22 protein-coding genes are annotated in these 23,374 nt (G+C 66.7%); 13 read left to right on the forward strand and 9 right to left on the reverse strand.

All coding sequences use genetic code 11. From position 1 onward, the window contains the following. Positions 1-7 precede the first annotated feature (7 nt). Entirely contained in the window at positions 8-880 is an 873-nt protein-coding gene (locus HU735_RS12670; protein ID WP_186713790.1) for a DMT family transporter, read from the forward strand. A 117-nt stretch (positions 881-997) separates the two neighbouring features. Here the strand turns inward: HU735_RS12670 and HU735_RS12675 are convergent, their stop codons facing one another. Beyond that, positions 998-1,888 carry a triacylglycerol lipase gene (locus HU735_RS12675; protein ID WP_186713791.1) on the reverse strand — a complete coding sequence of 297 codons (891 nt, stop codon included), beginning with the start codon at positions 1,886-1,888 and terminating at the stop codon, positions 998-1,000. A gap of 124 nt (positions 1,889-2,012) precedes the next feature. On the opposite strand from HU735_RS12675, the gene osmE reads away from it, so the two are divergent. After that, positions 2,013-2,354, forward strand: coding sequence for an osmotically-inducible lipoprotein OsmE (gene osmE, locus HU735_RS12680; RefSeq protein WP_186713792.1), 342 nt, complete (start codon positions 2,013-2,015; stop codon positions 2,352-2,354). 6 nt (positions 2,355-2,360) lie between these two features. After that, a complete protein-coding gene (locus HU735_RS12685) occupies positions 2,361-2,918 on the forward strand; it encodes a ferritin-like domain-containing protein (RefSeq protein WP_186713793.1) in 558 nt (185 codons plus the stop codon). Between the two features lie 78 nt (positions 2,919-2,996). Here the strand turns inward: HU735_RS12685 and HU735_RS12690 are convergent, their stop codons facing one another. After that, entirely contained in the window at positions 2,997-5,063 is a 2,067-nt protein-coding gene (locus tag HU735_RS12690; RefSeq protein ID WP_186713794.1) for an AsmA family protein, read from the reverse strand. 317 nt (positions 5,064-5,380) lie between these two features. On the opposite strand from HU735_RS12690, the gene HU735_RS12695 reads away from it, so the two are divergent. The 3 genes from HU735_RS12695 (at position 5,381) to HU735_RS12705 (ending at position 7,853) form a co-directional block, all read left to right on the forward strand. Continuing rightward, a complete protein-coding gene (locus HU735_RS12695; protein ID WP_186713795.1) occupies positions 5,381-5,881 on the forward strand; it encodes a phage infection protein in 501 nt (166 codons plus the stop codon). Positions 5,882-6,003: 122 nt separating this feature from the next. Then, positions 6,004-6,636 (forward strand): TetR family transcriptional regulator, encoded by a 633-nt coding sequence (locus tag HU735_RS12700; RefSeq protein WP_050707121.1) that lies wholly within the window; start codon positions 6,004-6,006, stop codon positions 6,634-6,636. 128 nt (positions 6,637-6,764) lie between these two features. After that, the gene (locus tag HU735_RS12705; protein ID WP_186713796.1) at positions 6,765-7,853 is read left to right on the forward strand and encodes an AGE family epimerase/isomerase; all 1,089 of its coding nucleotides are present in this window, start codon (positions 6,765-6,767) and stop codon (positions 7,851-7,853) included. A gap of 67 nt (positions 7,854-7,920) precedes the next feature. Here HU735_RS12705 and HU735_RS12710 read toward each other — a convergent pair whose 3' ends face one another. Next, a complete protein-coding gene (locus HU735_RS12710) occupies positions 7,921-8,649 on the reverse strand; it encodes a DUF2076 domain-containing protein (RefSeq protein ID WP_186713797.1) in 729 nt (242 codons plus the stop codon). A 157-nt stretch (positions 8,650-8,806) separates the two neighbouring features. Here HU735_RS12710 and HU735_RS12715 point away from each other — a divergent pair, with 157 nt between their 5' ends. Then, on the forward strand, positions 8,807-9,463 hold the full coding sequence (locus HU735_RS12715; protein ID WP_186713798.1) for a YciC family protein: 657 nt from the start codon (positions 8,807-8,809) through the stop codon (positions 9,461-9,463). 30 nt (positions 9,464-9,493) lie between these two features. Here HU735_RS12715 and hrpB read toward each other — a convergent pair whose 3' ends face one another. Further along, the gene (hrpB, locus tag HU735_RS12720; RefSeq protein ID WP_186713799.1) at positions 9,494-12,022 is read right to left on the reverse strand and encodes an ATP-dependent helicase HrpB; all 2,529 of its coding nucleotides are present in this window, start codon (positions 12,020-12,022) and stop codon (positions 9,494-9,496) included. A 119-nt stretch (positions 12,023-12,141) separates the two neighbouring features. On the opposite strand from hrpB, the gene HU735_RS12725 reads away from it, so the two are divergent. Together HU735_RS12725 and HU735_RS12730 are read left to right on the forward strand one after the other, a co-directional pair. Further along, positions 12,142-12,561, forward strand: coding sequence for a polyribonucleotide nucleotidyltransferase (locus HU735_RS12725; protein WP_186713800.1), 420 nt, complete (start codon positions 12,142-12,144; stop codon positions 12,559-12,561). Between the two features lie 23 nt (positions 12,562-12,584). Beyond that, positions 12,585-13,454 carry a cation diffusion facilitator family transporter gene (locus tag HU735_RS12730; RefSeq protein ID WP_186713801.1) on the forward strand — a complete coding sequence of 290 codons (870 nt, stop codon included), beginning with the start codon at positions 12,585-12,587 and terminating at the stop codon, positions 13,452-13,454. A gap of 21 nt (positions 13,455-13,475) precedes the next feature. On the opposite strand, the gene HU735_RS12735 is transcribed toward HU735_RS12730, so the two are convergent. After that, the gene (locus HU735_RS12735; protein ID WP_186713802.1) at positions 13,476-14,312 is read right to left on the reverse strand and encodes a DUF6515 family protein; all 837 of its coding nucleotides are present in this window, start codon (positions 14,310-14,312) and stop codon (positions 13,476-13,478) included. A 471-nt stretch (positions 14,313-14,783) separates the two neighbouring features. On the opposite strand from HU735_RS12735, the gene HU735_RS12740 reads away from it, so the two are divergent. Continuing rightward, positions 14,784-15,260, forward strand: a complete 477-nt coding sequence (locus HU735_RS12740) for an Lrp/AsnC family transcriptional regulator (protein WP_011535815.1) — start codon at positions 14,784-14,786, stop codon at positions 15,258-15,260. A gap of 53 nt (positions 15,261-15,313) precedes the next feature. Next, a complete protein-coding gene (locus tag HU735_RS12745; RefSeq protein ID WP_023378567.1) occupies positions 15,314-15,517 on the forward strand; it encodes a DUF2788 domain-containing protein in 204 nt (67 codons plus the stop codon). 60 nt (positions 15,518-15,577) lie between these two features. Here the strand turns inward: HU735_RS12745 and HU735_RS12750 are convergent, their stop codons facing one another. The 4 genes from HU735_RS12750 to HU735_RS12765 all read right to left on the reverse strand — a co-directional run bounded on the left by HU735_RS12750 (position 15,578) and on the right by HU735_RS12765 (position 21,661). Beyond that, positions 15,578-16,207, reverse strand: coding sequence for a pseudouridine synthase (locus HU735_RS12750; protein WP_225933305.1), 630 nt, complete (start codon positions 16,205-16,207; stop codon positions 15,578-15,580). 6 nt (positions 16,208-16,213) lie between these two features. Beyond that, a complete protein-coding gene (gene amn, locus HU735_RS12755) occupies positions 16,214-17,677 on the reverse strand; it encodes an AMP nucleosidase (protein ID WP_028690411.1) in 1,464 nt (487 codons plus the stop codon). Positions 17,678-17,866: 189 nt separating this feature from the next. Further along, a complete protein-coding gene (locus HU735_RS12760) occupies positions 17,867-19,522 on the reverse strand; it encodes an acyl-CoA dehydrogenase family protein (protein ID WP_186713803.1) in 1,656 nt (551 codons plus the stop codon). Positions 19,523-19,669: 147 nt separating this feature from the next. Then, a complete protein-coding gene (locus HU735_RS12765; protein ID WP_186713804.1) occupies positions 19,670-21,661 on the reverse strand; it encodes a hybrid sensor histidine kinase/response regulator in 1,992 nt (663 codons plus the stop codon). A 265-nt stretch (positions 21,662-21,926) separates the two neighbouring features. Between HU735_RS12765 and HU735_RS12770 the strand changes: the two genes are divergently transcribed. Both HU735_RS12770 and thiE read left to right on the forward strand, forming a co-directional pair. Then, on the forward strand, positions 21,927-22,724 hold the full coding sequence (locus tag HU735_RS12770) for a hydroxymethylpyrimidine/phosphomethylpyrimidine kinase (RefSeq protein ID WP_186713805.1): 798 nt from the start codon (positions 21,927-21,929) through the stop codon (positions 22,722-22,724). A 14-nt stretch (positions 22,725-22,738) separates the two neighbouring features. Beyond that, positions 22,739-23,362: a thiamine phosphate synthase gene (thiE, locus tag HU735_RS12775; protein ID WP_186713806.1), complete on the forward strand. Its 624-nt coding sequence runs from the start codon at positions 22,739-22,741 to the stop codon at positions 23,360-23,362. The last annotated feature ends 12 nt before the right edge of the window (positions 23,363-23,374 follow it).

The following is a 23,374-nucleotide window of genomic DNA, read 5'->3' on the forward strand; positions in this document are numbered from 1 at the left end:
ATGTCTCATGAACTACCTCTTCCCCCTCATAGCCATCCTCATCTGGGCCGGCAACACCGTGGTCACCAAGATGTCCGCCGGGGCCATCTTCCCCGCCGAGATCGGCTTCTATCGCTGGCTGCTGGCCGGCCTGCTGTTCACCCCTTTCCTGCTGCCGCAGGTCTGGCGCAACCGCGCAGCCATCCGCCCGCACCTGGGCAAGATCTTCGTGCTGGGCGTGCTGGGCATGGCCATCTACCAGAGCCTGGCCTACTTCGCCGCAGCCATCACCAGCGCCACCAACATGGGCATCATCCTCTCGCTGATGCCGCTGATGTCGCTGGCCCTGTCCATCGCCTGGCTCGGCCAGCGCCTGACCTATGGCGCGCTGCTCGGCGCACTGGTGTCGTTCTTCGGCGTGCTGGAGGTGGTCTCGGCCGGGCAACCCGGCGTGCTGCTGCACCAGGGGCTGAACGCCGGCGACCTGATGATGCTGGTGGCCACCTTCGCCTATGCGCTGTACAGCTTCCTGCTGAAGAAATGGCAACTGCGCCTGCCGCCGCTGCAGCTGCTGTACCTGCAGGTGCTGGTGGCGATCCTGGTGTTGCTGCCGCTGTTCCTGCTGTCGCCGAAGACTGGGCTGAACGGGCACAACATTGGCCTGGTGCTGTATGCCGGCCTGCTGGCCTCGATGGTTGCGCCGCGGGTGTGGATGCAGGCGGTGCATCGTCTGGGGCCAAGCCGTACCACGCTGTTCTTCAACCTGTTGCCGGTGGTCACGGCGGTGATTGCTGCGGTGGTGCTGGATGAGCAGTTGGCCAGTTATCACCTGGTTGGCGGTGTGCTGACACTGGTTGGCGTGCTGCTGGCCGAGCGCTGGACCACGCCGGTACGGCGTTAGGCCACGCCCTCATCGCGGGGCAAGCCCGCTCCCACGAAAACTGGGTTGTCCCGCAATCGCGCCGCAAATTATTTGGTGCAATCCACAGGCGTGGGAGCGGGCTTGCCCCGCGATGGATCACAACCCTGCCTGCTTGAGGCGGGCGGCGTGCTCTGTGAACAGCCGCACCGGCTCGGCGCCCTTACCCACCGCGCCCAACGACTGGTTGACGATGTCCAGGTGATCAAGCGGATAGTCATCGCCGATCACCTGCCCCAGGTGCGAGCTGAAACGCCCGACCATGCCATCACATTGCCCCTTCTCCCTGACGAAGCTGCGGGCGAACAGCCGGCAAAAACGGTTGCTGCCGTCAAAACGGTTCAGGCCCTGATCGGTCAGCCCAGGCTGCAGAGTTCCGGACCAGGAGTAATAGCGCACACCATTCACCTCGGGCGGCCCCTCGCCACCCCAGGCCTCCGGCAGCCCCTGTGGATAAGCCTGGTTGAACAGCGCCACCCCGGCACTGGTCAGCGACTGGTGCGAAGCATGCACGTCGATCGGCAGTGGGTCGCGGCGCCAGCCAGTCTCCAGCCAACCCAACAATACCGCGAAGCCATGCAGCACAGCCTTGAGGGTGCGCCCCCGGACCGAGTCACCAGGTGCCGTGCGCTCTAGGTGGTCGGCCAGCTCCGAACCATGATTGGGGCCGGCCACCGACGTCACCGAAGCCACTCGATCAGGCCGCTTCGCAGCCGCATAACGGGCGCTGAGCGCGCCCTGGCTGTGGCCGATCAGGTTGACCTTGTCGGCCCCTGTGCGCTGGCAGATGTCCTCGATGATGCCGAGCAACTGCTCGCCCCGCACTTCGCTGGAATGCAGCGGCGACACCTGCACCGGGAACACCTGCGCGCCGCCCCGGCGCAATGCCGGAACAATGCCGAACCAGTAGGGATACACCAGCGCCCGCACGAAGCCGAGCATGCCCGGCACCAGCACCAGTGGATAACGCGTGGCCAGCTCCTGACTCATCACCCTTGCCCTCATCCGTGAACAGACCGGCCCACCCTACAGCGCGACCGGAGACAAGCGCAATCGAACTCCCGGCGCGCCGCGCGGTTCCAAGCAGAACAGACCCTGAGCAAGGAGCGGGACCATGCACAAGCGAACCCTGGCCATCCTTCTGGCAAGCGCCACCCTCGCCGCCTGCGGCAGCCGCCCGGAAAACCCGGTGGACTACGTCACCTACCGCGACGAACCGCTGGTCAAGCAGGTCGAGCACGGCATGACCATGCAGAAGGTCATCGCCATCGGCGGCAGTCCGTCGAATGTCATCGACCTGCCCCACGGCGGCACCTGCAACGACTACATCCTCAACCGCGATGGCCACCAGCAGCCCTACTACGTGCGCTTCGACGCCACCGGCCATGTCGACGCCAAGGGCTTCAAGACCTGCAAGCAACGCCAACAAGACAGCGACGCCGCACACGGCGCATGACACCCCATGACCACCCTGATGCTTTCGGAGATGAACATGAGCGTTGAACTGACCGATGTGAAGACCCTGCGCGAACGTGCCCGCCAGCATGTCGAGCAAGGCGCGGTGACCGAGGGCTACCACGCCGACCGCGAGAAGATCCTGCGCCTGCTCAACGAGTCGCTAGCCACCGAGCTGGTCTGCGTCCTGCGCTACAAGCGCCACTACTTCATGGCCAGCGGCATCAAGGCCAGCGTCGCCGCCGCGGAGTTCCTCGAGCACGCCAACCAGGAAGCCGAGCACGCCGACAAGCTGGCCGAACGCATCGTGCAACTGGGCGGCGAGCCGGACTTCAATCCGGACAACCTGACGAAGAATTCCCACGCCCAGTACGTGGCGGGCAGTTCGTTGAAGGAGATGGTGCTGGAGGACCTGGTGGCCGAGCGCATCGCCATCGACAGCTATCGCGAGATCATCCAGTACATTGGCGACAAGGACCCGACCACCCGGCGCATCTTCGAGGACATCCTGGCGCAGGAGGAAGAGCACGCGGACGATATGTCGGACCTGTTGAAAGGCCTCTGATCCCAAGGTTTACATGGGAGCGGGCTTGCCCCGCGATGGCGTCGATGCCATCGCGGGGCAAGCCCGCTCCCACGAACCTCAATGACCTTTGCCGGCCGCCGCCGGCGCCTTGCCGGCGCGCATCTGCTGCAACAGCGGCGTGCATTGGTTCGGTTCATCCCCGCTGCTCGGCGCGATCAGCGCCAGCAGCCCCGCCGCCGGCCCGGCCACCACGCCCAACGCCACCATCCCCGCGCCACGCAGCGCCAGCGGCACCGCCTGCACGCCGGCACTCGGCTTGGCGAACGGTCCGCGCACATACAGCGGCGAGCGTAGCGAGAACAGGCGCAAGCCCTTGGACTCGGGGGTGATCTTCAGATCCAGCTGTTCGCTGGCGAAGTTGGCCGTGCCGTTGATGTAGATGATCGCGTTCTCGGTGTCGAAGACGAACAACCGGGTAGTGGCCAGGCCATTCTTGATCCCGACATCCGCCGCAGCACAATTGATCTTCACGTCCTCATCACCGAACAACTTGCCTACCACGTAGTTACCTACATTGAGCCCGGCGATCTCCATCAGGCTGCGGCTGATCGCGCCATCGTTGATCAGCAGGCGCAGATCCCCGTTGGAAGTGCCCAGCAGTGCCGCCACCGAGTTGCCGCGGCCACTGATGTCGGCATCGCCGTTGAGCTCACCGAAGCTGGTCTGCATCGGCGCGAAGCCAGGGAACAGCTGCTTGAGCTTGAAGCCACGTGCGGTCAGCCGGGCGCGACCCTGCAACGGCGCGCTGCGCCCGTCCAGGCGGATGTTGGAATCGAGGTTGCCGCCGGCCACGCCGAAGCGCAGCGGCTCCAGGCGCAGCAGGCCGTCCTCGAGGATCACATGGGCGGACAGGTCGTTGAACGGCAGCTTCTCGCTGTGCACGATGCGCTTGCCGGCAAAGGTCACATCGGCGTCCATGGCCCGCCAGCGCTCGGTGCGAAACTCCTCAACCGGCAGTACCTTGCCGGCCGGTTGCTTGCTGGCGCCGCCGCGGGCCTTCTGCTCGCTGTTGGAATCGGCGCCGATCAGTGGCGCCAGGTCCTTGAACAGCAGCTGGTTGGATACCAGGTTGCCGGAGAGCTTCGGCCGGGGCTGGTTGGCGACGAAGGCCAGGTCGCCGTGAATGTCGCTGTCGCCGATCTTGCCGTTGAAGCCCTCGTAACGGAACTGCGCGCCGTCGGCGGCGTGCAGGTTGGCGGTCAGATGACCATCGGTGGCGTACGGCGGCGTATCGGGCAAGGTCACGCCGGTCAGCGGGTAGAGGTTGCCCAGGCTGCTGCCGGAAAGCTTCAGGCGCAGGTCGAGGGCGCCGAGGTTGCGCGGGTCGGTCAGGGTCCCGGCCAATGCGACTCGGGTGTCGCCGATACGCACGTCGGCCTGCAGCGGAAACGGCTGGCTGGCGTCCTGCAGCGCCAGCAGGCCGCCGATCTTGCCGGTGCCGGCCACCGCCAGGCCCTTGTAGCGGCCCTGGGCCTTGAAGCCAAAGGCGTAGGCCTGGGCATTGCCGGCCTTCTCGGCGCGGGCCTTGCCGACGATGTCGCTGAACGGGATCGGCTTGCCCAGCGGGTCGACCTGCACCTTCATGCTGGTCTTCAGCGTCTGGTCGTCGAAGCTGACATTGCCCTGGTCGAAGCCGATGGCGCCGATGTCCAGCTCCCACTTCGACGGAGCCTCGTTCTCATCCTTGGGCCCGAAATCGAACACCCAGTTGGCCCGGCCATCGGCCAGCCGGGTAAGGCTGGCGCTGGGCTTGACCAGGTCGATGCGCGGGATGCTGATGCGCTGGACGATCAGCGGCAACGGCGCCAGGCGAAAGTCCACGCGCTCCAGGGCGACCATGCGCGGCTCCTTGAGCCAGTCGGGGTTGCCCAGGGTGAGGTCCTCGGCGCTGAAGTGCGGCCAGGGCACGAAGGCCCGCCAGCCGCCTTCCTCGGGCTCGGTGCGCCAGTGCACGGCGAGGTTGCCGTTGATCGCGAACGGCCGGTGCAGGGCTTCGGAGACTTTCTCGTTGAGCAGCGGCTTGACGCGGTTCCAGTCGAAAGTGGCGATCACCACCACCAGGATCGCCAGCAGGGTGGCGAGGGTGGCGAAGGTCCAGATGAGGATTCTGGCAGGGCGCGTCATTGCATGGTTCTCCTGACTGCATGGCACTCATTATGTCGGACTGATGAAAAACCGCCGGGTTTAATCCGTGCGCCATGATAACCAGGATTTTCCTGACGCCTTTCTCAGCTTTTCGTCCATGGACAGCGGCAGTGTTACCGGGCCTCAAGCGTGCCTCAACGCTTGCGGAACACCTGAAAACATTGATCCAGAGCCCTCCACGCACAGTATCAATCCCGTCGATTGTTACCATTATCCTGATGAACTTTTCTCTGGAGTTACCAGGCGTAGCATTGGCTTCGTACCCACTTTCCAGCCCCCCCGAGGAGCACCGAACCATGAAACGCCATCTGCTGCTGAGCCTGACCCTGTCCGTACTTGCCGCCAACGCCTTCGCCCTGCCAGCCGAAGACCAGCACCTGAGCGCCGAATCGCGCTCCAGCGCCGCCACCGTCAGCCAACCGCTGAACACCCTGGCAGAAGGCGGCGCCGAGCGCCTGCAGGAACGCGCAGGCCGTGTGGCCGAAGGCGGTTCCGAGCGTCTGCTCGAACGTAACAACCGCGTCGCCGAAGGTGGCTCGGATCGCCTGATCCAACGCAACGACCGCGTTGCCGAGGGTGGCTCCGATCGCCTTATCCAACGCAACGACCGCGTTGCCGAAGGTGGCTCGGATCGTCTGATCCAACGCAACGACCGTGTCGCCGAAAGTGGCTCGGATCGCCTGATCGAACGTAACGACCGTGTCGCCGAAGGTGGCGCCGATCGCCTCAACGAACGCAACAACCGTGTCGCCGAAGGTGGCTCGGATCGTCTGGTCGAACTCAGCCGTGTGAGCTGATCGCCATGGCCGAGAACAACAACCCGCCCCACTGCGCCTGCTACCCTCCAAGCCCGGTCCATTGACCGGGCTTTGTTTATTTATCCAGAATGCCCAGTCGTACAGTCATAGAATCCTGCCCCATGCTGCCGCGCGCCGAACAGAAGTTACAAACCCGCCAGGCCCTGCTGGACGCCGCCTGCCTGCTCATGGAGAGCGGCCGTGGCTTCGGCAGCATCAGCCTGCGCGAGGTGGCCAAGGCCGCGGGCATCGTGCCCACCGGTTTCTACCGCCACTTCCCCGACATGGATGCCCTGGGCCTGGCCCTGGTCGCCGAGGTGGACACCACCTTCCGCCAGACCATCCGCCTGGTGCGTCACAATGAATTCGAACTGGGCGGCATCACCGACGCCTCGGTGCGCATCTTCCTCGACGTGGTCATCGCCCACCGCGCGCAGTTCCTGTTCCTCGCCCGCGAGCAATACGGCGGCTCGCAGCCGGTGCGCCAGGCCATCGCCCGCCTGCGCCAGGACATCAGCAGCGACCTGGCCACGGACCTGGCGCGCATGCCGCGCTGGCAGCACCTGGACGGCGCCGCCCTGGCGGTGATGGCCGACCTGGTGGTCAAGACCGTGTTCGCTACCCTGCCCGAGCTGATCGACAGCCCCGAGCCGGGTCATCCACAGGCGCTGACGCCGCAGGAAAAGATCACCCAGCAGTTGCGCTTCATCTTCGTCGGCGCGCGACATTGGCAGGGCCTGGGTAATCCAGGCTGACGCTTTCGCCCAGATCGGATCATGTGCGCGGCCCGCTCCCACGCTGCCCCTCCCACGCCGTCCGTGCACACGAAGCACTGGCCACATCTGCTACCATGGCGCCCTGCCCGACCGTCACGAGCGCGACCATGTCTGACCCCCGCCCCGCATTGACCCGTTTCCAACAGCACTTCGCCGAGCGCATCGTGCCGCTGTGGCAAGGCCCGGGCTGGAACGCCGACATGGCCCTGCCGTACGAAGCCCTGGACAGCCAGCACCACCCACTGCCGGTGCAACGCTACCGGGCCATGGCCTGCGCCCGTCAACTTTACCTGTTCAGCAGCCGCATCGAGCAACCGGGCGCCGCCGAACGCGCTGCCGCACTGTTCCGCTCGCTGCAGAAGCACTTCCACGACGCCGAGCACGGCGGCTGGTTCTACAGCATCGACGCCCAGGGCAAGCCGCTGGACCGGCGCAAGGACCTCTACACCCACGCCTTCATCGTGTTCGCCTGCGCCCATTACTGGGGCAAGGTCGGCGAAGGCCTGGTGGAGGCCACGCTCAACGGCGCCCTCGAAGTCGTCGCCGAGCAATTCGCCCGCGACGATGGCCTGTACGAGGCCAGCCTCGGTGAGGACTGGTCGGATCTGGGCAGCGGCCCGCTGCAGAACCCGCAGATGCACCTGGCCGAGGCCTTCCTTCAGGTACTGGCCGTGCGCGAGGACGACGAGGTTCGTCAGTCGCTGCTGCAGTTGTGCGACGCGCTGCAGGTGCAGTTCATCGAGCCGAGCCACGGCCTGATGCTGGAAAAACCGCGTGGGGCTGTGGATAACTGGTTCGAGCCAGGGCACCAGTTCGAATGGTTCTACCTGCTGGATACCTCGCCGTTGCTGCGCGGCACGACGCTGCACGCTTCCATCGAGCGAGCCTTCGACTTTGCCGAGCAGCACGGAGTCAAGGATACGGCGGTGCTGGCGATGCTGGACGCGGACGGCAAGGTACTCGATGCGACCCAGCGGATCTGGGCCCAGGCGGAGTACCTGCGGGCACTGGCATTGCGGCCGGGAAGCGAGGCACGGTTGCTGGCACAGCTAGCGGCGCTGGACTCACATTTCCTGCATGAAGGCGGCTGGCATGAGTGCCGCGATGGCGCGGGGGCGGTGAGCCGCCATGACATGCCTTCGACCACGCCCTACCACCTGGCGACTTGCCTGGAAGGCCTGCAGCGCCTGGCCTGAGTTTGTCGCGGGCGTGCCCGTGAGGGGCGCAAGGCGCCCCTGGAAACTTCTCGGGCATGCCAAGCCCTCAGACGTAGTCGTCGTCCGAGAAGAAGCCGCCATCGTCATTGCTGTAACCGGCATCGGCATAACCACCCTGGTCATTGCCCCAGCCACCGTTGTCCGCCACCTGATGCTGGCTGTCCTGGTCGTTCCAGCCGCCCGCGTCGCTGGCCGGCGCCGGCTCTTCCTTGATCACCTCGACGATTTCTTCAGGTTGCGAATGATGGTTGAACAGGCTGCTGATGCCCTGGGCCAGCAACACGCCACCGGCCACACCCGCGGCGGTCTGCATGGCGCCGCCGAGGAAGCTGCTGGCGCCGCTGCGCGCCGGGGCGGGCGCCGCGCCGAAGCCCTGCTGCGGTGGTGGCGGGGCGTAGGCCTGGGGCGCCGGCTCGCGCCAGCCGCCCGAGGAAGTCGGCGGCGGCGCGACCGGGCGCTGCGGCTCTGGATTGCGGGCTCCCGCGCCGAAGATGCTGGAGAGGAAACCACCGCCACTGCTGGGTCGGCTCGCATCCACTTGCGCGCGCGCCTGGCGCAGCTCGGCCTCGAGCTGCTTGTTCTGCTCGTCCAGGCGCTTGAGCGCCGCCTCCTGGACCAGGATCGCCTGGGCCATGTAGTAAGGCGCCGCCGGCTGCTGGCGCAGGTGCTCCTCGATCCGCGCCTGGGCCTGGGCATCGCGCGGCTGGGCCGGGTCCTCGGCTTGCTTGAGACGGCCGAACAGGCCATCGATCAGGGTTTGTTCTTCAGTGTTCATCGGGGCAACCTCGTGCGCTGAACAGGACATCGGACAGCGTCAAAGATGGAGGCCCGGGCTTGGCGATTCAATTGTCCGGGCCATGAAACTTTTTTCAGCAAGCGGGCCGACTGGGCTAAAGTTACGCCCTGCTTTTTCTGCCATGCGATGTTGACCGATGAATCCGCTGAGCGTTCTGCGCGACTCCCTGTACTTCTTCCGCCGTCACCTGACGAGCATCCTCCAGCTGTGCCTGCCCTTGGTGGTACTCGAGGCCCTCGGCACCCAGCTGCTCTACAGCCAACTGGGCGAGCAGGCCTCGCCGGCCTACGGCATGCTCGTCAGCTTGCTGTTCTACCCGCTGTACAGCGCCGCGCTGATCCTCTACCTCGACACCCGCAGCAACGGCCAGGACACCGCCAAGCGCGACCTGTTCGCCCGCGCCCTGCAGCTGTGGCCGATGCTGGCCCTGCTGATCGTGATCAGTTCGCTGCTGATCCTGGCGGGCCTGGCACTGCTCATCTTCCCCGGCGTGTGGATCATGGTGAACCTGGTGTTCGCCGAGTACCTGCTGGTGCTGCGCGGCCTGCCGGTGATCGAGTCGATGCGCACCAGTGCGCGCATGACCACCGGGCACTTCCTGCGCATCATGGTCTGCATGCTGTCGGTACTGGCGCCGCTGTGGCTGATCGACGGCCTGCTGCTGCAGCTGTTCCCCGAGCCGCAGCCCGGCGTGCAACTGGCCCTGGACAGCCTCAGCGGCTTCCTGCAGCTGTTCAGCACCGTGGTGCTGTACCGCCTGTTCATGCTGCTCGAGGGTGAAGCCGGCGCCTGAGGCCGGCATTCCCCCGAGCGAATGCACGGGTCAGGCTTTCCTGGGCTTGGCCCTGGCCGTGGCTTCCGCCACCAGTGGATCGTCCGGCCAGTAGTGCTTGGGATAGCGCCCTTTCAGGTCCTTCTTCACCTCGGCATAGGTGGTGCGCCAGAAGTTGGCCAGGTCCTGGGTCACCTGCACCGGCCGGCGCGCCGGTGACAGCAGGTGCAGTTTGACCTGCTGGCGGCCATTGGCAATGCGCGGGGTGTCGGCCAGGCCGAACAGCTCCTGCAGGCGCACGGCAAGGATCGGTGGCTGCTCGCTGTAGTCCAGGCGAATGCTGGAGCCCGAGGGCACGCCCAGGTGTGATGGCGCCAGCTCGTCCAGACGCTGGGGCAGCGGCCAGGGCAGCAGGTTGCGCAGCATCGAAGGCAGGTCCAGGCTGGCGAAATGACTCAGGCGCGACACCTTGCCCAGATAAGGTTGCAACCAGTCTTCCAGGCTGGCGAGCAAGGCGTCGTCGCCCAGATCGGGCCACTCGCTGCGACCGTCCTTTTCCAGATCCAGCTGACGCAGCAGCGCGACGCGGGCCTGCCACTGACGCAGTTCCGGGGTCCAAGTCAGCAGGTTAAGGCCCTTGCGTCGCACCAGCCCCAGCAATGCCCTGGCCCGTGCGTCGTCATCCAGCCCCGGCAACGGTTCGCGGCTAAGCACCAGTTCGCCGACCTTGCGCTGGCGCTCGGCGCGCAGCACCTGTTCACGTTCGTCCCAGTCGAGCAGGTCGAGCTGCTCCACCTGCTCGGCCAGCACACCGTCGAACAGCGCCGGATCGAACTCGGCGGCCAGGTAGATGCGCTCCTCGCGCTGCCCCTGGCGGCTGCCCAGGTCGGCGATCACCAGCCACGGGCTTTTCATCAGTGCATCAGCTTCGGCGAACAGCGCCGCACGGCCATTGGCCAGGCGGTACTCGGCGCCGCCTTCGCGACGCTGCTGCGCCACCCGGTCGGGGTAGGCCAGCGCCAGTACGGCGCCCAGCCAGCGGGGATGGTCGGGGTCGGCGACCGGGCTGCGCGGTTTGCCACGCAACTGGCCGCGGTACTGCCGGGCCAGTTGCCGGGCGCGCTGCACGCCGCCCTGCCCGCCACGGGAGACACGGCTTTCACCGCTGAGCAGGGCCAGCCGGCTATGCAGGTCGGCACCGCCGCCGCGCAGGATGTCGCGCTCGCCCAGCAATGCGGCGACATCACAGGCCATGTCGGCCAATCCAAGGTCCTGCCCGCGCAGCAGCAGATGGGCGATGCGCGGATGCGCAGGCAGCTCGGCCATGGCCTGGCCATGGGCGCTCAGGTTGTCGCGACAACCAGGCTTGAAGGCACCGAGCCGGACCAGCAGGTCCTGAGCCTGGCCATAGGCAGCTGCCGGTGGCTGGTCGAGCCAGCTGAGCTGCTCCGGCGGCACGCCCCAGCGCGCCAGTTGCAGGGCCAGCCCGGCCAGGTCGGCCTGGAGGATCTCGGCGCTGGCGTGGGCCGCCAACTGATCGTGCTGCGCCTCGGACCACAGTCGGTAGCACACGCCGGGCTCGAGGCGCCCGGCACGGCCGGCACGCTGGGTGGCACTGGCGCGGGAAATGCGCTGGGTGTCCAGGCGGGTCATGCCACTGCCGGGATCGAAGCGCGGTACCCGCGCCAGACCTGCGTCGATCACCACGCGCACACCGTCGATGGTCAGGCTGGTTTCGGCGATATTGGTAGCCAGCACCACCTTGCGCTGGCCCTTGGGCGCCGGCTCGATGGCGGCACGCTGGGCGCTCAGCTCAAGCTCGCCGTGCAGCGGACAGAGCAGGACATCCGGACGCTCGCCCACGGCCTCCTGCAGCGCCTGGTGCACACGGCGGATCTCGGCCTGCCCGGGGAGGAACACCAGCAGGCTGCCGGACTCGTCGGCCAAGGCCTGGAGCACGCAGTCGACCACGCGCGGTTCGACGAACTCGCCAGGCTGCCAGGGCCGGCTCCAGCGGATATCCACCGGATGCATGCGCCCCTGGCTGCTGACGATCGGCGCGTCGTCGAGCAGGCGCGACAGCCGCTCGCCCTCCAGCGTCGCCGACATCAGCAAGATCTTCAGTGGCGGCTCGTCGCGCAACAGCGCCCGGCCGTTGAGGCTCAGGGCCAGGGCCAGGTCGGCATCCAGGCTGCGTTCGTGGAACTCGTCGAAGATCAGCAGCCCCACGCCCTCCAGCGCAGGATCCGCCTGCAGGCGGCGGGTAAGGATGCCCTCGGTGACCACCTCGATGCGCGTGTTCGGGCCGACCTTGCTGTCCAGGCGGATGCGGTAGCCCACGGTTTCGCCGACCTTCTCGCCCAGTTCGCTGGCCAGGCGCTCGGCGGCGGCGCGGGCGGCCAGGCGCCGGGGCTCGAGCATGAGGATGGTCTGTCCCTGCAGCCACGGCTCAGCGAGCAGGGCCAGTGGCACGCGGGTGGTCTTGCCGGCGCCGGGCGGCGCCTCGAGCACCGCTTCGTCACGTTCGGCCAGGGCCTGGCGCAGGTCGGACAGTACGGCATCGATCGGTAATGAAATCATGGTGGTCCTCGAACAATCGACCGAGTATAACGGCGAACCGAGGCTGCCCTATCATGGTCTTAAGCTCAGGCGCAGGCGATTGCCGCGCCGTTGTTTGTCGTTTTCTTCCGGAGATTCACATGCGCATCCCTTCCCGCGTCATCGGTGGCGCCCTCATCGCCACCCTGCTGACCCAGCTGACGGCCTGCGGCACCCTGTTCTACCCCGACCGTCGCGGCCAGATCGAAGGCAAGATCGATCCGGTGGTCGCGGCGCTGGATGCCATCGGTATCCTGTTCTATGTCATTCCCGGCCTGATCGCCTTCGGCATCGACTTCGCCACCGGCGCCATCTACTACCCCGGGGGCACCACGGCCCATGTCGACCCGGCCAAGCTCAAGCCGGCGATCAATGCCGATGGCCAGGTCGACCGGACCACACTGCAGGCTATCCTTGAAAGCGAACTGGGCCAGCGCCTGCCGCTGAACGACCCGCGGCTGATCCAGCACCGCGGCAGCGTCGAGCAACTGGCCAGCTACGGCCTGGTACCTGCGGCCTGACCTGATCCGGACGATCCCTGCGCATGATTGCCACCGCCGAACATCAACGTCTGCTGCGCCTGGCCACCCGCGCCTCGCTGAGCGTGGCCTGCATCCTGGTGTTGAGCAAGGCCGTGGCCTGGTGGCTAAGTGGCTCGGTCAGCCTGCTGGCCGGGCTGACCGACTCGGCGCTGGATGCCGCCGCCTCCTTCCTCAACCTGCTGGCGGTGCATTACGCGCTGCGCCCGGCCGATGACGACCACCGCTTCGGCCACGGCAAGGCCGAAGCCCTGGCCGGCATGGCCCAGGCGCTGTTCATCGGGGTCAGCGCGGTGCTGATCGGGGTGCAGGCGGTGGAGCGGCTGAAGTCGCCGGAGCCCTTGGGCGACACCGCCGCCGGCATCGTGGTGATGCTGCTGTCATTGGCGCTGACCGTGGCGCTGCTGGCGTTCCAGCGCAAGGTCATCCGCCTGACCGGCTCCACCGCCGTGCGCGCGGACTCGCTGCACTACCGCTCCGATCTGCTGCTCAACGCCAGCATCCTGCTGGCGCTGCTGCTCGCCCGCTTCGGCTGGCCGCAGCTCGACGCCCTGTTCGGCCTGGGTATCGCCCTGTACATCCTGTGGAGCGCGCTGCAGATCGCCCGCGAGAGCACGGCGATCCTGATGGACAAGGAACTGCCCGCCGATGTCGGCGAGCGCATGCTCGAAGTGGTGCTGGCGATCCCAGGGGTGAAGGGGGTGCATGACCTGCGCACGCGGGTGTCCGGCAGCCAGTGGTTCGTGCAACTGCACCTGGAACTGCCCGGCGACATGCCGCTGCATGCCGCCCATGAGCTGTGCGTGCAGGCCTCGCAAGTCATTCGCCAGCGCTACCCGCGGGCCGATGTGATGGTTCACGCCGACCCGGTGTAGCCCGTTATCGCGAATGCCCCGTCAATTGATGCTGTAGCCGCGCCCGCTCAGGCACGCCCCCAGCGCCCGCCGATAGTTGTCCGCCACATTGGCCGGCGGCGCATAGGTGGCGGTCGCCGGATCGAACCCCGACTGGCTCACCGCCCAGCGATGGCATTGATAGCGGTCCTGCTCCTGCTGCTCCGGCCCCTGGCCGTACATCGGATAGGCGATCACATCGTAGCCGCTGCCCTGCTGCGGTAACGGCGCAGGCGCCACTGCGGGCGGGTTGACCACCATGTACTCGCGGCTGTCGGCCTGGTACTGGTAATACGTGTCGGCCACCAGGAAGAACAGCGCACCGCTCAACCACACCTCACGGGCATAGGACGGCAGGTAGCCGACCCGCACACCGTAGGGCGGCGTGACCACCACGTAGCCGCCGCCATGGGGCCGGTACCAGTAGCCACCGGAGTAGAAATAGTCCTGCCCGCGGTACGGCACTTTCCAATAGCGATCCGGAAAGCGCTCGACGGTATGCCCTGGATGGTACTGCGGCCCTGGCCCCCAGCCATTGCCATGCCCATCGGGCCGGCCTGACCAGTCGCCACCGGGGCGCTGACCCGGACCGCCCGCTTCCCAGTAACGATTGTCGCCGTAGCGACGGGGAATGTCCTGGTAGTAGCCCTGGCGTGGCGGTTGCGTCTGGCGCACTTCGTCACGTGAATTGAGCGGCGATCCACGCCGTTCGCCACCGCCTTGCTCCTGCTGACCGCCATGACCGTCATGCCCTTCTCCAGGCCCTTCGGCCAGGGCGCCCAGGCTGATGCCCAGGCCCAGCAAACCAACACCTGCCAATCGCCAGATGCGCGAACTCATGTTGTTCCTCTCGATTGAAACGCCCGCCATTATCGTCGGAAGTCTACTGCGCAGAGCGCGAACGGAAGATTAAATTAGCCGACAACCTGGTGCGCCAACTGCTCGAAGGCCTGAATTGGCTGCTCGCTGGCCTGGCAAGCGCAGCCTGCTACGCAATAAAAAAGGGAGGCCTTGCGGCCTCCCTTTGGGAATTGTCGTCCGTGCTCGGCGCTTGTGGCACCGGCTCACCTCGCGCCGTCTTCTGGACAGTGCGTAGCCCGGGGGCCTGGCGGATCCTGTTGGATGGCTGGCCGCGACCGCCCGCCTAGGGCGCGTCGCCGTGGACTGATGTCCGGGCAGTGATTCTGGTGATAAAGATAGGCCAGACGCCGGGGCATAGGATTGCGAAGATTGCTCCTATAAATAGCGCTTGCGCAATTTTTCACTCAGGATCGATAATTCACAGCAATCCGAACAGAAAAGGCCCTTTCCATGAGCAAGCTCGACCGCTACGACTTGAGCATCCTCGCCGAATTGCAGCGCGATGCGCGCATCTCCAACCAGGAACTGGCCGAACGTATCGGCCTGTCGCCTTCCCCATGCTCACGTCGGGTCAAGCAGCTCGAGGACGACGGCTACATCTCGCGCCAGGTGGCCCTGCTGGATCGCAAGAAGCTCGGCCTGAGCCTGACCGCCTATGTGCTGATCGGCATGGACCGGCACACGCCTGAGCGCTTCGAGACCTTCGAGGCGGCGATCCGCAGCCTGCCCCAGGTGCTCGAGTGCAGCCTGGTCACCGGGATGGACGCCGACTACCAGCTCAAGGTAGTGGTGCCGGACATGGACCACTACCAGAAGCTGCTGCTGGGCAGCCTGACCCGTATCGAAGGGGTGACCAGCGTGCGCTCGAGCTTCGTGCTCAACCAGGTGCTGGCCAGCACCGAGCTGCCATTGACCCACCTGCGTTGAATCCTTGCGCGTGCGGCGTATGATCGGGGGCTCAATCTGCCTGGAGTGAACCGATGGATCCCGCAGTATTCGAAGAATGGATGATGATCGTCCTGGTCACCGTGCTGATCGGTTTCATGGGCTTCATCGTCTGGGACCTGGCGAAGAAGTCCAAGGCCGGGCGCTTTGGCACGCTTATCCTGTTCTTTGTGCTGGGCCTGGGCGTGCTGGCGTTTATCATCAAGAGCGTGGTGGTGGGGTTTCTCGAAGGGGTGTAGCGGCATTGAGGGGCCCATCGCGGGGCAAGCCCGCTCCCACGACATGCCGCGTGATTGTCATTACAGCTTCGCCGGCACCTCGCGCCAGCAACCCTGGTCCAGCCCTTCGATCGTCCAGTCACCGATCCGCACCCGCACCAGGCGCAAGGTCGGCAAGCCAACCGCCGCCGTCATCCGCCGCACCTGGCGATTGCGACCTTCACGGATCACCAGCTCCAGCCAGGCCGTCGGCACGCTCTTGCGAAAACGCACCGGCGGATTACGCGGCCACAGCTCGGGCTCCTCAAGCAGGCGCGCCTGGGCCGGCAACGTCGGCCCGTCGTTGAGCTCGACGCCGTCACGCAGGCGCTGTAGCTGCTCTTCGCTCGGCTCTCCCTCAACCTGTACCCAGTAGGTCTTGGCCAGCTTGTGCTTCGGATCGGCGATGCGCGCCTGCAGGCGCCCGTCGTTGGTCAGCAACAGCAGGCCTTCGCTGTCGCGGTCCAGGCGCCCGGCCGGGTAGATGCCGGGAATGTCGATGAAGTCCTTGAGCGTGGCCCGCCCCTCGCCGTCGCTGAACTGGGTGAGCACATCGAACGGCTTGTTGAACAGGATCAGGCGCGGTTCGGCCGGCGGCGCCTTGGGCTGGCGACGCGGGCCGGTGGGCCGCGCCGCAGGGCGGCGCGGTGTGCTACGGGGTGGCAGGGGCATGGATCCTCAGCGGAACGGCGGCTCATCGAAGCTGCGCAGTTTACGCGAGTGCAGCGAGTTGAGCTCGGTACGCAGCAGATCGAGAGCGGCGATGCCGATCTTCAGGTGCTGGCTGACCGCGCGGTTGTAGAACGCGTTGGCCGAGCCCGGCAGCTTGATCTCGCTGTGCAGCGGCTTGTCGGAGACACACAGCAAGGTGCCGTACGGCACGCGCAGGCGGTACCCCTGGGCGGCGATGGTGCCACTCTCCATGTCCACCGCCACGGCGCGGGACAGGTTGATCAACGGACGTTCCTGGGCCCAGCGCAGCTCCCAGTTGCGGTCGTCGTAGGTGAGCACGGTGCCGGTGCGCAGGCGTTTCTTGAGCTGCTCGCCACGCTCGCCGGTGACCTGCGCGGCCGCCTCCTGCAACGCCAGCTGCACCTCGGCCAGGGCCGGGATCGGGATGTTCGGCGGCACCACGCGATCGAGGATGCCGTCGCGGCGCATGTAGGCGTGGGCCAGCACGTAGTCGCCGATGGTCTGCGACTGGCGCAGGCCGCCGCAGTGGCCGATCATCAGCCAGCAGTGCGGGCGCAGCACCGCCAGGTGGTCGGTGATGTTCTTGGCGTTGGACGGGCCGACGCCGATATTGACCAGGGTCACGCCATCCCCGTCGGCGGCGATCAGGTGGTAGGCCGGCATCTGGTAGCGGTGCCAGACCACGCTGGCGACCAGGGCCTGGGCCTCGCCGTTGTCCATGCCCTTCTCGATGACCACGTTGCCCGGCAGGACCATGCGCACGAAGCGTGGGTCTTCGCGCAGCTGCTCAAGGCCATGGGCGATGAACTGGTCGACGTAGCGGTGGTAGTTGGTCAACAGGATCCACGGCTGCATGTGCCGCCAGTCGCTGCCGGTGTAGTGCACCAGGCGGCGCAGGGAGAAGTCCACGCGGGCGGCGTCGAACAGCGCCAGCGGCAGGGTCTCTGCGCTTTCCCAGTCGTAGAGGCCATCGGCGATGTTATCGGTGGCCGCCGACAGGTCGGTGCTGGGGAACACCCGCGCCAGCTGCGCGGCGGTGATGCCGCTGCCGGCCAGTTCGTCGCCCTGGTCGACCACGTAGGGGTACGGGATGTTCTGCTCGCTGACGCCGACTTCCACGGTCACAGTGTAGTCGTGCATCAACGGGCGCAGTTGCTCGAGCAGGTAGCCACGGAACGCCGCGGGCTGGGTGACGGTGACGCTGTAGGTGCCGTCCACCTGGACCTTGGCGTAGGCGCGGGTGGTGGCGGCGACTTCGCCTTGGCTGGAGTAGGTCAGGCGCAGGGCCGGGTAGCGGAACAACGCGCGTTCCTCGTCACCCGGCTCGGTACGGTCCTTGAGGTAGCGCTTGAGGGCCTGGCTCAGGGCCCCGGTGGCCTGTTCGTGCAAGGCCGCCAGACGGTCGACGGCCTGTTCGGGGGTATCAACGACTACAAACGCTTGGCTCACGCTGGGCTTCCTGTCTTATGGAATGCATGACAGCCATCTTGCCTGCGTTGCCGGGCAAATACACCCCCGAGAATCGGCCCCATGGTTTGCGCGACGCCTGTGGGAGCGGGCTTGCCCGCGAAGCAGACAGCGCGGTGCCTGGCACCGGCTTCGCCGGTGTTCGCGGGCAAGCCCGCTCCCACAGAGTCCCTATGCCTCCGCCCACACCGGCGTGGCCCTGGCCACCAGCGCCTCGACATCCACCCCGCGCGGCAATGCGCCATACACCCGCCCGCCGCCGCCAAGGCGACTGCCGATGAACGCATCGCTCACCGTGGCGTTGCCCGCCTCAAGCAGCAACTTGGCCTGCAGCGCCACGGCGATGTCCTCGGTCAGTTGCCGGGCGCGGTACTGAATATCGCTGGTGTCGGCGAAGGCACCCTTGAGGTTGCCGATGAACGCCGCCAGCCGCGGATCGCCAAAGCCATCTCCCAACTCACAGAACAGCGCCTCGAGCACGCCCGGCTCCTTCGACAAGGCCCGCAGCACGTCCAGGCACTGCACGTTGCCCGAGCCCTCCCAGGTCGAGTTGACCGGCGCCTCGCGGTACAGCCGCGGCAGGATGCTGTCCTCGACATACCCGGCGCCGCCCAGGCATTCGGCGGCCTCGTTGATCATCCCGGGGGCACGCTTGCAGATCCAGTACTTGCCCACGGCCGTGACCAGCCGGGCGAAGTGTGCCTGCTGAGGGTCGTCGAGACGGTCCAGGGCCTGGCCCATGCGCAAGCTCAGGGCCAGGGCCGCCTCGCTTTCCAGGGCCAGGTCGGCGAGCACGTTCTGCATCAGCGGCTGCTCGGCCAGCACGCGCCCGCCGACCTTGCGGTGGGCGCAGTGGTGCGCGGCCTGGGTCAGGGCCTGGCGCATCAGGGCGCTGGAGCCGACCATGCAGTCGAAGCGGGTCATGGCCACCATCTCGATGATGGTCGGCACGCCGCGCCCCTCCTCGCCGATCATCCAGGCCAGGGCACCGCGGAACTCCACCTCGCTGGAGGCGTTGGAGCAGTTGCCCAGCTTGTTCTTCAGGCGCTGGATGTAGAACTGGTTGCGGTTGTCGTCAGGCCGGTGGCGCGGCAGCAGGAAGCAGCTCAGGCCCTTGTCGGTCTGGGCCAAGGTGAGGAAGGCGTCGCACATGGGCGCCGAACAGAACCACTTGTGCCCCACCAACTCATAGGGCTGGCCCGGGCCGGGCGTGCCCACCGGGTAGGCGCGGGTGGTGTTGGCGCGAACATCGGTGCCGCCCTGCTTTTCGGTCATGGCCATGCCGATGGTGACACCGGCCTTGTGCCGGTCACCGACGTTGCGCGGGTCGTATTCGCGAGCCAGGATCTTCGGCAGCCAGTAGCCGGCAAGCTCGGGTTGCAGGCGCAGGGCCGGCACGGCGGCGAAGGTCATGGTCAGCGGGCAGCCGGTACCGGCTTCGGCCTGGCTGTGCAGGTAGGTCATCGAGGCCCGCGCCACGTGGGCGCCGTCCCGTGGCTCGGCCCAGGGCAGCGAGGGCAGGCCGTGCTCGACCGCGGTGCGCATCAGTTGGTGATAGGCGGGATGAAACTCCACCAGGTCAATGCGGTGGCCATAGCGGTCATGGCTGCTGAACTCGGGCTTGTGGGCGTTGGCCAGGAAACCCGCGGCCATCAGCGGACCACCGGCCAGGGCACCGTAGGCGTCGATCCGCGACTCGGCCCAGCCGGCGCCGAACCGGCGCGACCACTCCTGCAGGGGCTGGTCGAGGCGATACAGGTTGGCGCCGTCGAGGGACGGCGGCTGGTTGGTGACTTCGTGGGTTTCAGCGAACTGGTGCAGGTTCATCGGCGGCCTCCTGGATCCGTTCATGCCTGGATAACCCAGTGAAGCACCGCAGGCCCTTGAGTCAAAGTGACAAAACGGACTACATGGGGGCGCTTCGCGCCCTGATCGCGGGGCAAGCCCGCTCCCACGGGTACCGCGAAGGGGCCGTCAGAAGCGCTCCAGCCCCGAGGCGGCACGCGCCGGTGGTACCTGCACCTGCGCCACGGCAAGGGCCAGAGTCAGCTCGAAGCGGCTGCCCAGCCCCGGCGTCGACTCATGGGACAGCTGCGCACCGATCAACTCGCCCAGTTGCCGGCAGATCGACAGCCCGATGCCCAGCCCGCCGTAGCGCCGGGTCATCGAGCCGTCCACCTGGAAGAAACGCTGGTACAGCACCGCCTGGTCCAGATCGTCGAAACCGATGCCGCTGTCGCTGACCGTGAGGCTCAGGACCAGGCTGTCCGGCCCGGTGCGCCGGCCACGGGCCTGCACGGTGACGCCGCCCTGGTGGGTGAACTTCAGCCCGTTGTCCACCAGGCAGGCCAGGCAGCGGGCGAGCTTCTGCGCATCGCCGACCAGGCTGTCGGGCAGGTCGGCGGGGATGTCCAGGCTCAGGTACAGGCCCTTGGCAAGCGCCTGGCTGGCATAGCCGGCCCGCAGTTCCTGGAGCAGGCGACGCAGGCTGAAGGCCATGCCCTGGTTGCGCAGGCGTCCGGCCTGCAGTTCGGTAAGGATGAGGATGTCGTCGACCATTGCCATCATGTCCTGGGCGGAACCTGTGGCGGTGCGATGGTACTGGGCCTGCTCGGCGCTCATGGGCAAGGTGTGCAGCAACTCCAGCGAACCGATCACGCCATTCATCGGCGTGCGCAATTCATGGGTCACGGTGGCTAGGAACTCGTCCTTGAGCCGGTTGCTGCGCGCCAGTTGCAGGTTCAGTTGTTCAAGGGTGCGCCCGGTCTCGCGCAGGGTCTGTGCCTGCTGCTCGCGCAGGCTGTTGATGCGGTCCGCCAGGGCCAGCGACAGCAACGCCACTTCCAGTGCCGAGCCCAGCTGGCTGGCATACATGGTGATGAACACGTTGGGCAGGTAGCCCAGCACCATCAGGGTGTTGACCAGCCCGCCAGCGAGGAAGGCGGTCCAGGCGATGATGAACCAGCGCGCCACGCGCAATCCGCGCCACCAGGCATAGAGCCCGGCGCTGAAGATACTGACGGTGAACAGCAGCGCCAGCACCGTGGCCATGCGCAGCGCCACACCGTAGCGCAAGGTCACTGCCAGCACCATGACCAGCGCGCCGCCGGCCATCAAGCCCTTGAGCAGGCGGTCGAAGCCCCGGCTGAGGCTGCCAAGTTGCAGGAAGTGGCGGGCGAACTGGCAGCCGAACAGCCCGGCGGCACCGATGAACAACGGGGTGGCGGCGTTGGCCCACCATGGGCTGTCCGGCCAGAAATAGGCAATGCCAGCGCCGTTGACCGAGACCTGGTAGAGACCGAACGAAGCGATATAAAGGATGTAGTACAGGTAACTGACATCACGCACGCTGAGGTAAATGAACAGGTTGTACACCAGCATCACCAGCAGCACGCCGTAGATCATGCCCAGCACATAAAGCCGGGTGGGCTGGTCTTCCAGGTAGGCCTCGGCCGACCATAGTGTCAGCGGCGCCTGGATCGAGCCCTGGCTGTGCAGACGCAGGTAGGCGGTGGTCGCCTGGCCGGGCTGCAGCGGCAACTCGAACAGGTAGTTGTTCTGGCGGATCTCCCGGCTGGCATAGGGCAGCGCGTCACCGGTGCGCCGGGCCAGGCGATAGGTGCCCTGCGCGTCCGGCAGGTAGAGTTCCAGGTGATCCAGCGGCGGGTAGGCAAGCTCCAGCAGCCACTGGCGTGGCGCGGCCGAAGGGGCGGCGGCATAGCTGAGATCGACCCGCAGCCAGAACACCGAGGTGGAATAGCCCGCATTGAGCACTTCGTCCTGATGTGGCTGGAAGCGCCCGGCGAACGCCACGGAGCTGACCTGGGCGATGCTGGCGCTGCCATCGTGGTCTTCATAAACCTGCATGTACCGGCCCAGCGGCAGGCGCCCGGTGGCGTCGTCGAATTCGACCGCTCCGGCCAGCATGGGCAAGCAGCCCAGAAGCACAATCAGCAAATAGCGCATACAGCCCCAGCATGGCCTGTGCGGTCGCGTCGCGGTTGCCTCCCATCCCTTTGAGACGACGTGATCCGGCAGAACCCATTTATCGAGTTATCCGAGCACTCTAGCATAGCCTCCAGCACTGGCTATCAGCCACCTGTAATTTGCATGCGAAGGCTCTAGAACGCACCTTTCAGAATATACAACCAGACCAACCTGACCACTTGATCAGCAAATCTCTCGCCGCGAGCGAACCGCGGAAAAAGGTTTGGTGATAAGCTCGCCGACCATGAATACCTACAGCTCCCGCCCCGTTGTCCTCTGTCTCTCCGGCCACGACCCCAGTGGTGGCGCCGGGCTGCAGGCAGATATCGAAGCCCTGATCGCCCAGGGCTGTCACGCCGCGCCCGCCGTGACCGCCCTGACCGTGCAGGATACCGTCAACGTTTCCGACTTCCGCGTGCTCGACCGCGAGTGGGTCCTGGCCCAGGCCAACGCCGTGCTGGCCGACTCCACGGTGGCCGCGGTGAAGCTGGGCATGCTCGGCTCGATCGAGATGGTCGACACCGTCGCCGAACTGCTCGCCGCCCATCCGCACCTGCCACTGGTCTGCGACCCGGTGCTCCGCGCCGGCGGCGGCGGTCGCCTGGGCAAGGACGAGGTCGGCTACGCGCTGCGCGAACGCCTGCTGCCGCTGGCCACCATCGCCACGCCGAACCTGCCGGAGGCGCGTATCCTGGCGGAACTGCCTGAAGGCACTGCGGACGAATGCGCCGAGAAGCTGCTGCCGTTCTGTAGACACCTGCTGATCACCGGCGGTCACGGCGACGAAGTGGAAATCCACAACCGCCTGTACAGCCGCGACGGCCAGCAACACACCTGGACCTGCCAGCGCCTGCCGGGCAGCTACCACGGCTCGGGCTGCACCCTGGCCAGCGCCCTGGCCGGTCGCCTGGCCCTGGGCGAGCACCTGGAGAGCGCCGTGCGCAGCGCCCTGGACTATACCTGGCGGACCCTGCGCGACGCCGAGCAACTGGGCAAGGGCCAGTACGTGCCGCGCCGCCTGCCCCTGGATTTCTGTTCCTGACTCGAGGCCATCCGATGACGCTCCGCGGTCTGTATGCCATCACCGACAGCCAGCTGCTCGCCGGCCGTTTTCTGAGCCATGTCGAGGCAGCACTCGAAGGCGGTGTCTGCCTGCTGCAATACCGCGACAAGAGCGACGACGCCGGGCGACGCCTGCGCGAAGCTGAAGCGCTGGCGAAGCTCTGCGAACGCTACGGCACCCAGCTGATCATCAACGACGACGCCGAACTGGCCGCGCGCCTGGGCGTCGGCGTGCACCTGGGCCAGACCGACGGCCCGCTCACCCCGGCCCGCGCCCTGCTCGGCCGCCAGGCGATCATCGGCTCGACCTGCCACGCCAGCCTCGACCTCGCGCAACAGGCCGCCACCGAAGGCGCCAGCTATGTCGCCTTCGGTCGTTTCTTCAATTCCGTCACCAAACCGGGCGCGCCCGCCGCCAGCGTCGAACTGCTGGAGCAGGCCCGCGCCCAGGTCAAGCTGCCGATCGCCGTGATCGGCGGCATTACCCTTGACAACGCCGCCCCGCTGGTCGCCCATGGCGCCGACCTCCTGGCGGTAATCCACGGCCTGTTCGGTGCCGACAGCGCGCAGGAAGTCACCCGCCGCGCCCGCGCCTTCAACGCCCTGTTCGTTTCCTGATTTCGAGAGAAG

It is taken from the genome of Pseudomonas sp. BW16M2, assembly GCF_014268865.1.
GTDB classification, from domain to species: domain Bacteria; phylum Pseudomonadota; class Gammaproteobacteria; order Pseudomonadales; family Pseudomonadaceae; genus Aquipseudomonas; species Aquipseudomonas peradeniyensis.

Bases quoted from the DNA above. Each gene is read 5' to 3' on its own strand.
- HU735_RS12770 (WP_186713805.1), top strand. From the start codon at position 21,927: ATGAATACCTACAGCTCCCGCCCCGTTGTCCTCTGTCTCTCCGGCCAC.
- HU735_RS12740 (WP_011535815.1), top strand. From the start codon at position 14,784: ATGAGCAAGCTCGACCGCTACGACTTGAGCATCCTCGCCGAATTGCAG.
- HU735_RS12750 (WP_225933305.1), bottom strand. From the start codon at position 16,207: ATGCCCCTGCCACCCCGTAGCACACCGCGCCGCCCTGCGGCGCGGCCC.
- thiE (WP_186713806.1), top strand. From the start codon at position 22,739: ATGACGCTCCGCGGTCTGTATGCCATCACCGACAGCCAGCTGCTCGCC.
- HU735_RS12705 (WP_186713796.1), top strand. From the start codon at position 6,765: ATGTCTGACCCCCGCCCCGCATTGACCCGTTTCCAACAGCACTTCGCC.
- HU735_RS12710 (WP_186713797.1), bottom strand. From the start codon at position 8,649: ATGAACACTGAAGAACAAACCCTGATCGATGGCCTGTTCGGCCGTCTC.
- HU735_RS12730 (WP_186713801.1), top strand. From the start codon at position 12,585: ATGATTGCCACCGCCGAACATCAACGTCTGCTGCGCCTGGCCACCCGC.
- HU735_RS12695 (WP_186713795.1), top strand. From the start codon at position 5,381: ATGAAACGCCATCTGCTGCTGAGCCTGACCCTGTCCGTACTTGCCGCC.
- HU735_RS12760 (WP_186713803.1), bottom strand. From the start codon at position 19,522: ATGAACCTGCACCAGTTCGCTGAAACCCACGAAGTCACCAACCAGCCG.
- HU735_RS12745 (WP_023378567.1), top strand. From the start codon at position 15,314: ATGGATCCCGCAGTATTCGAAGAATGGATGATGATCGTCCTGGTCACC.
- HU735_RS12675 (WP_186713791.1), bottom strand. From the start codon at position 1,888: ATGAGTCAGGAGCTGGCCACGCGTTATCCACTGGTGCTGGTGCCGGGC.
- HU735_RS12765 (WP_186713804.1), bottom strand. From the start codon at position 21,661: ATGCGCTATTTGCTGATTGTGCTTCTGGGCTGCTTGCCCATGCTGGCC.
- HU735_RS12685 (WP_186713793.1), top strand. From the start codon at position 2,361: ATGACCACCCTGATGCTTTCGGAGATGAACATGAGCGTTGAACTGACC.
- HU735_RS12715 (WP_186713798.1), top strand. From the start codon at position 8,807: ATGAATCCGCTGAGCGTTCTGCGCGACTCCCTGTACTTCTTCCGCCGT.
- HU735_RS12735 (WP_186713802.1), bottom strand. From the start codon at position 14,312: ATGAGTTCGCGCATCTGGCGATTGGCAGGTGTTGGTTTGCTGGGCCTG.
- HU735_RS12725 (WP_186713800.1), top strand. From the start codon at position 12,142: ATGCGCATCCCTTCCCGCGTCATCGGTGGCGCCCTCATCGCCACCCTG.
- osmE (WP_186713792.1), top strand. From the start codon at position 2,013: ATGCACAAGCGAACCCTGGCCATCCTTCTGGCAAGCGCCACCCTCGCC.
- HU735_RS12670 (WP_186713790.1), top strand. From the start codon at position 8: ATGAACTACCTCTTCCCCCTCATAGCCATCCTCATCTGGGCCGGCAAC.
- HU735_RS12700 (WP_050707121.1), top strand. From the start codon at position 6,004: ATGCTGCCGCGCGCCGAACAGAAGTTACAAACCCGCCAGGCCCTGCTG.
- hrpB (WP_186713799.1), bottom strand. From the start codon at position 12,022: ATGATTTCATTACCGATCGATGCCGTACTGTCCGACCTGCGCCAGGCC.
- HU735_RS12690 (WP_186713794.1), bottom strand. From the start codon at position 5,063: ATGACGCGCCCTGCCAGAATCCTCATCTGGACCTTCGCCACCCTCGCC.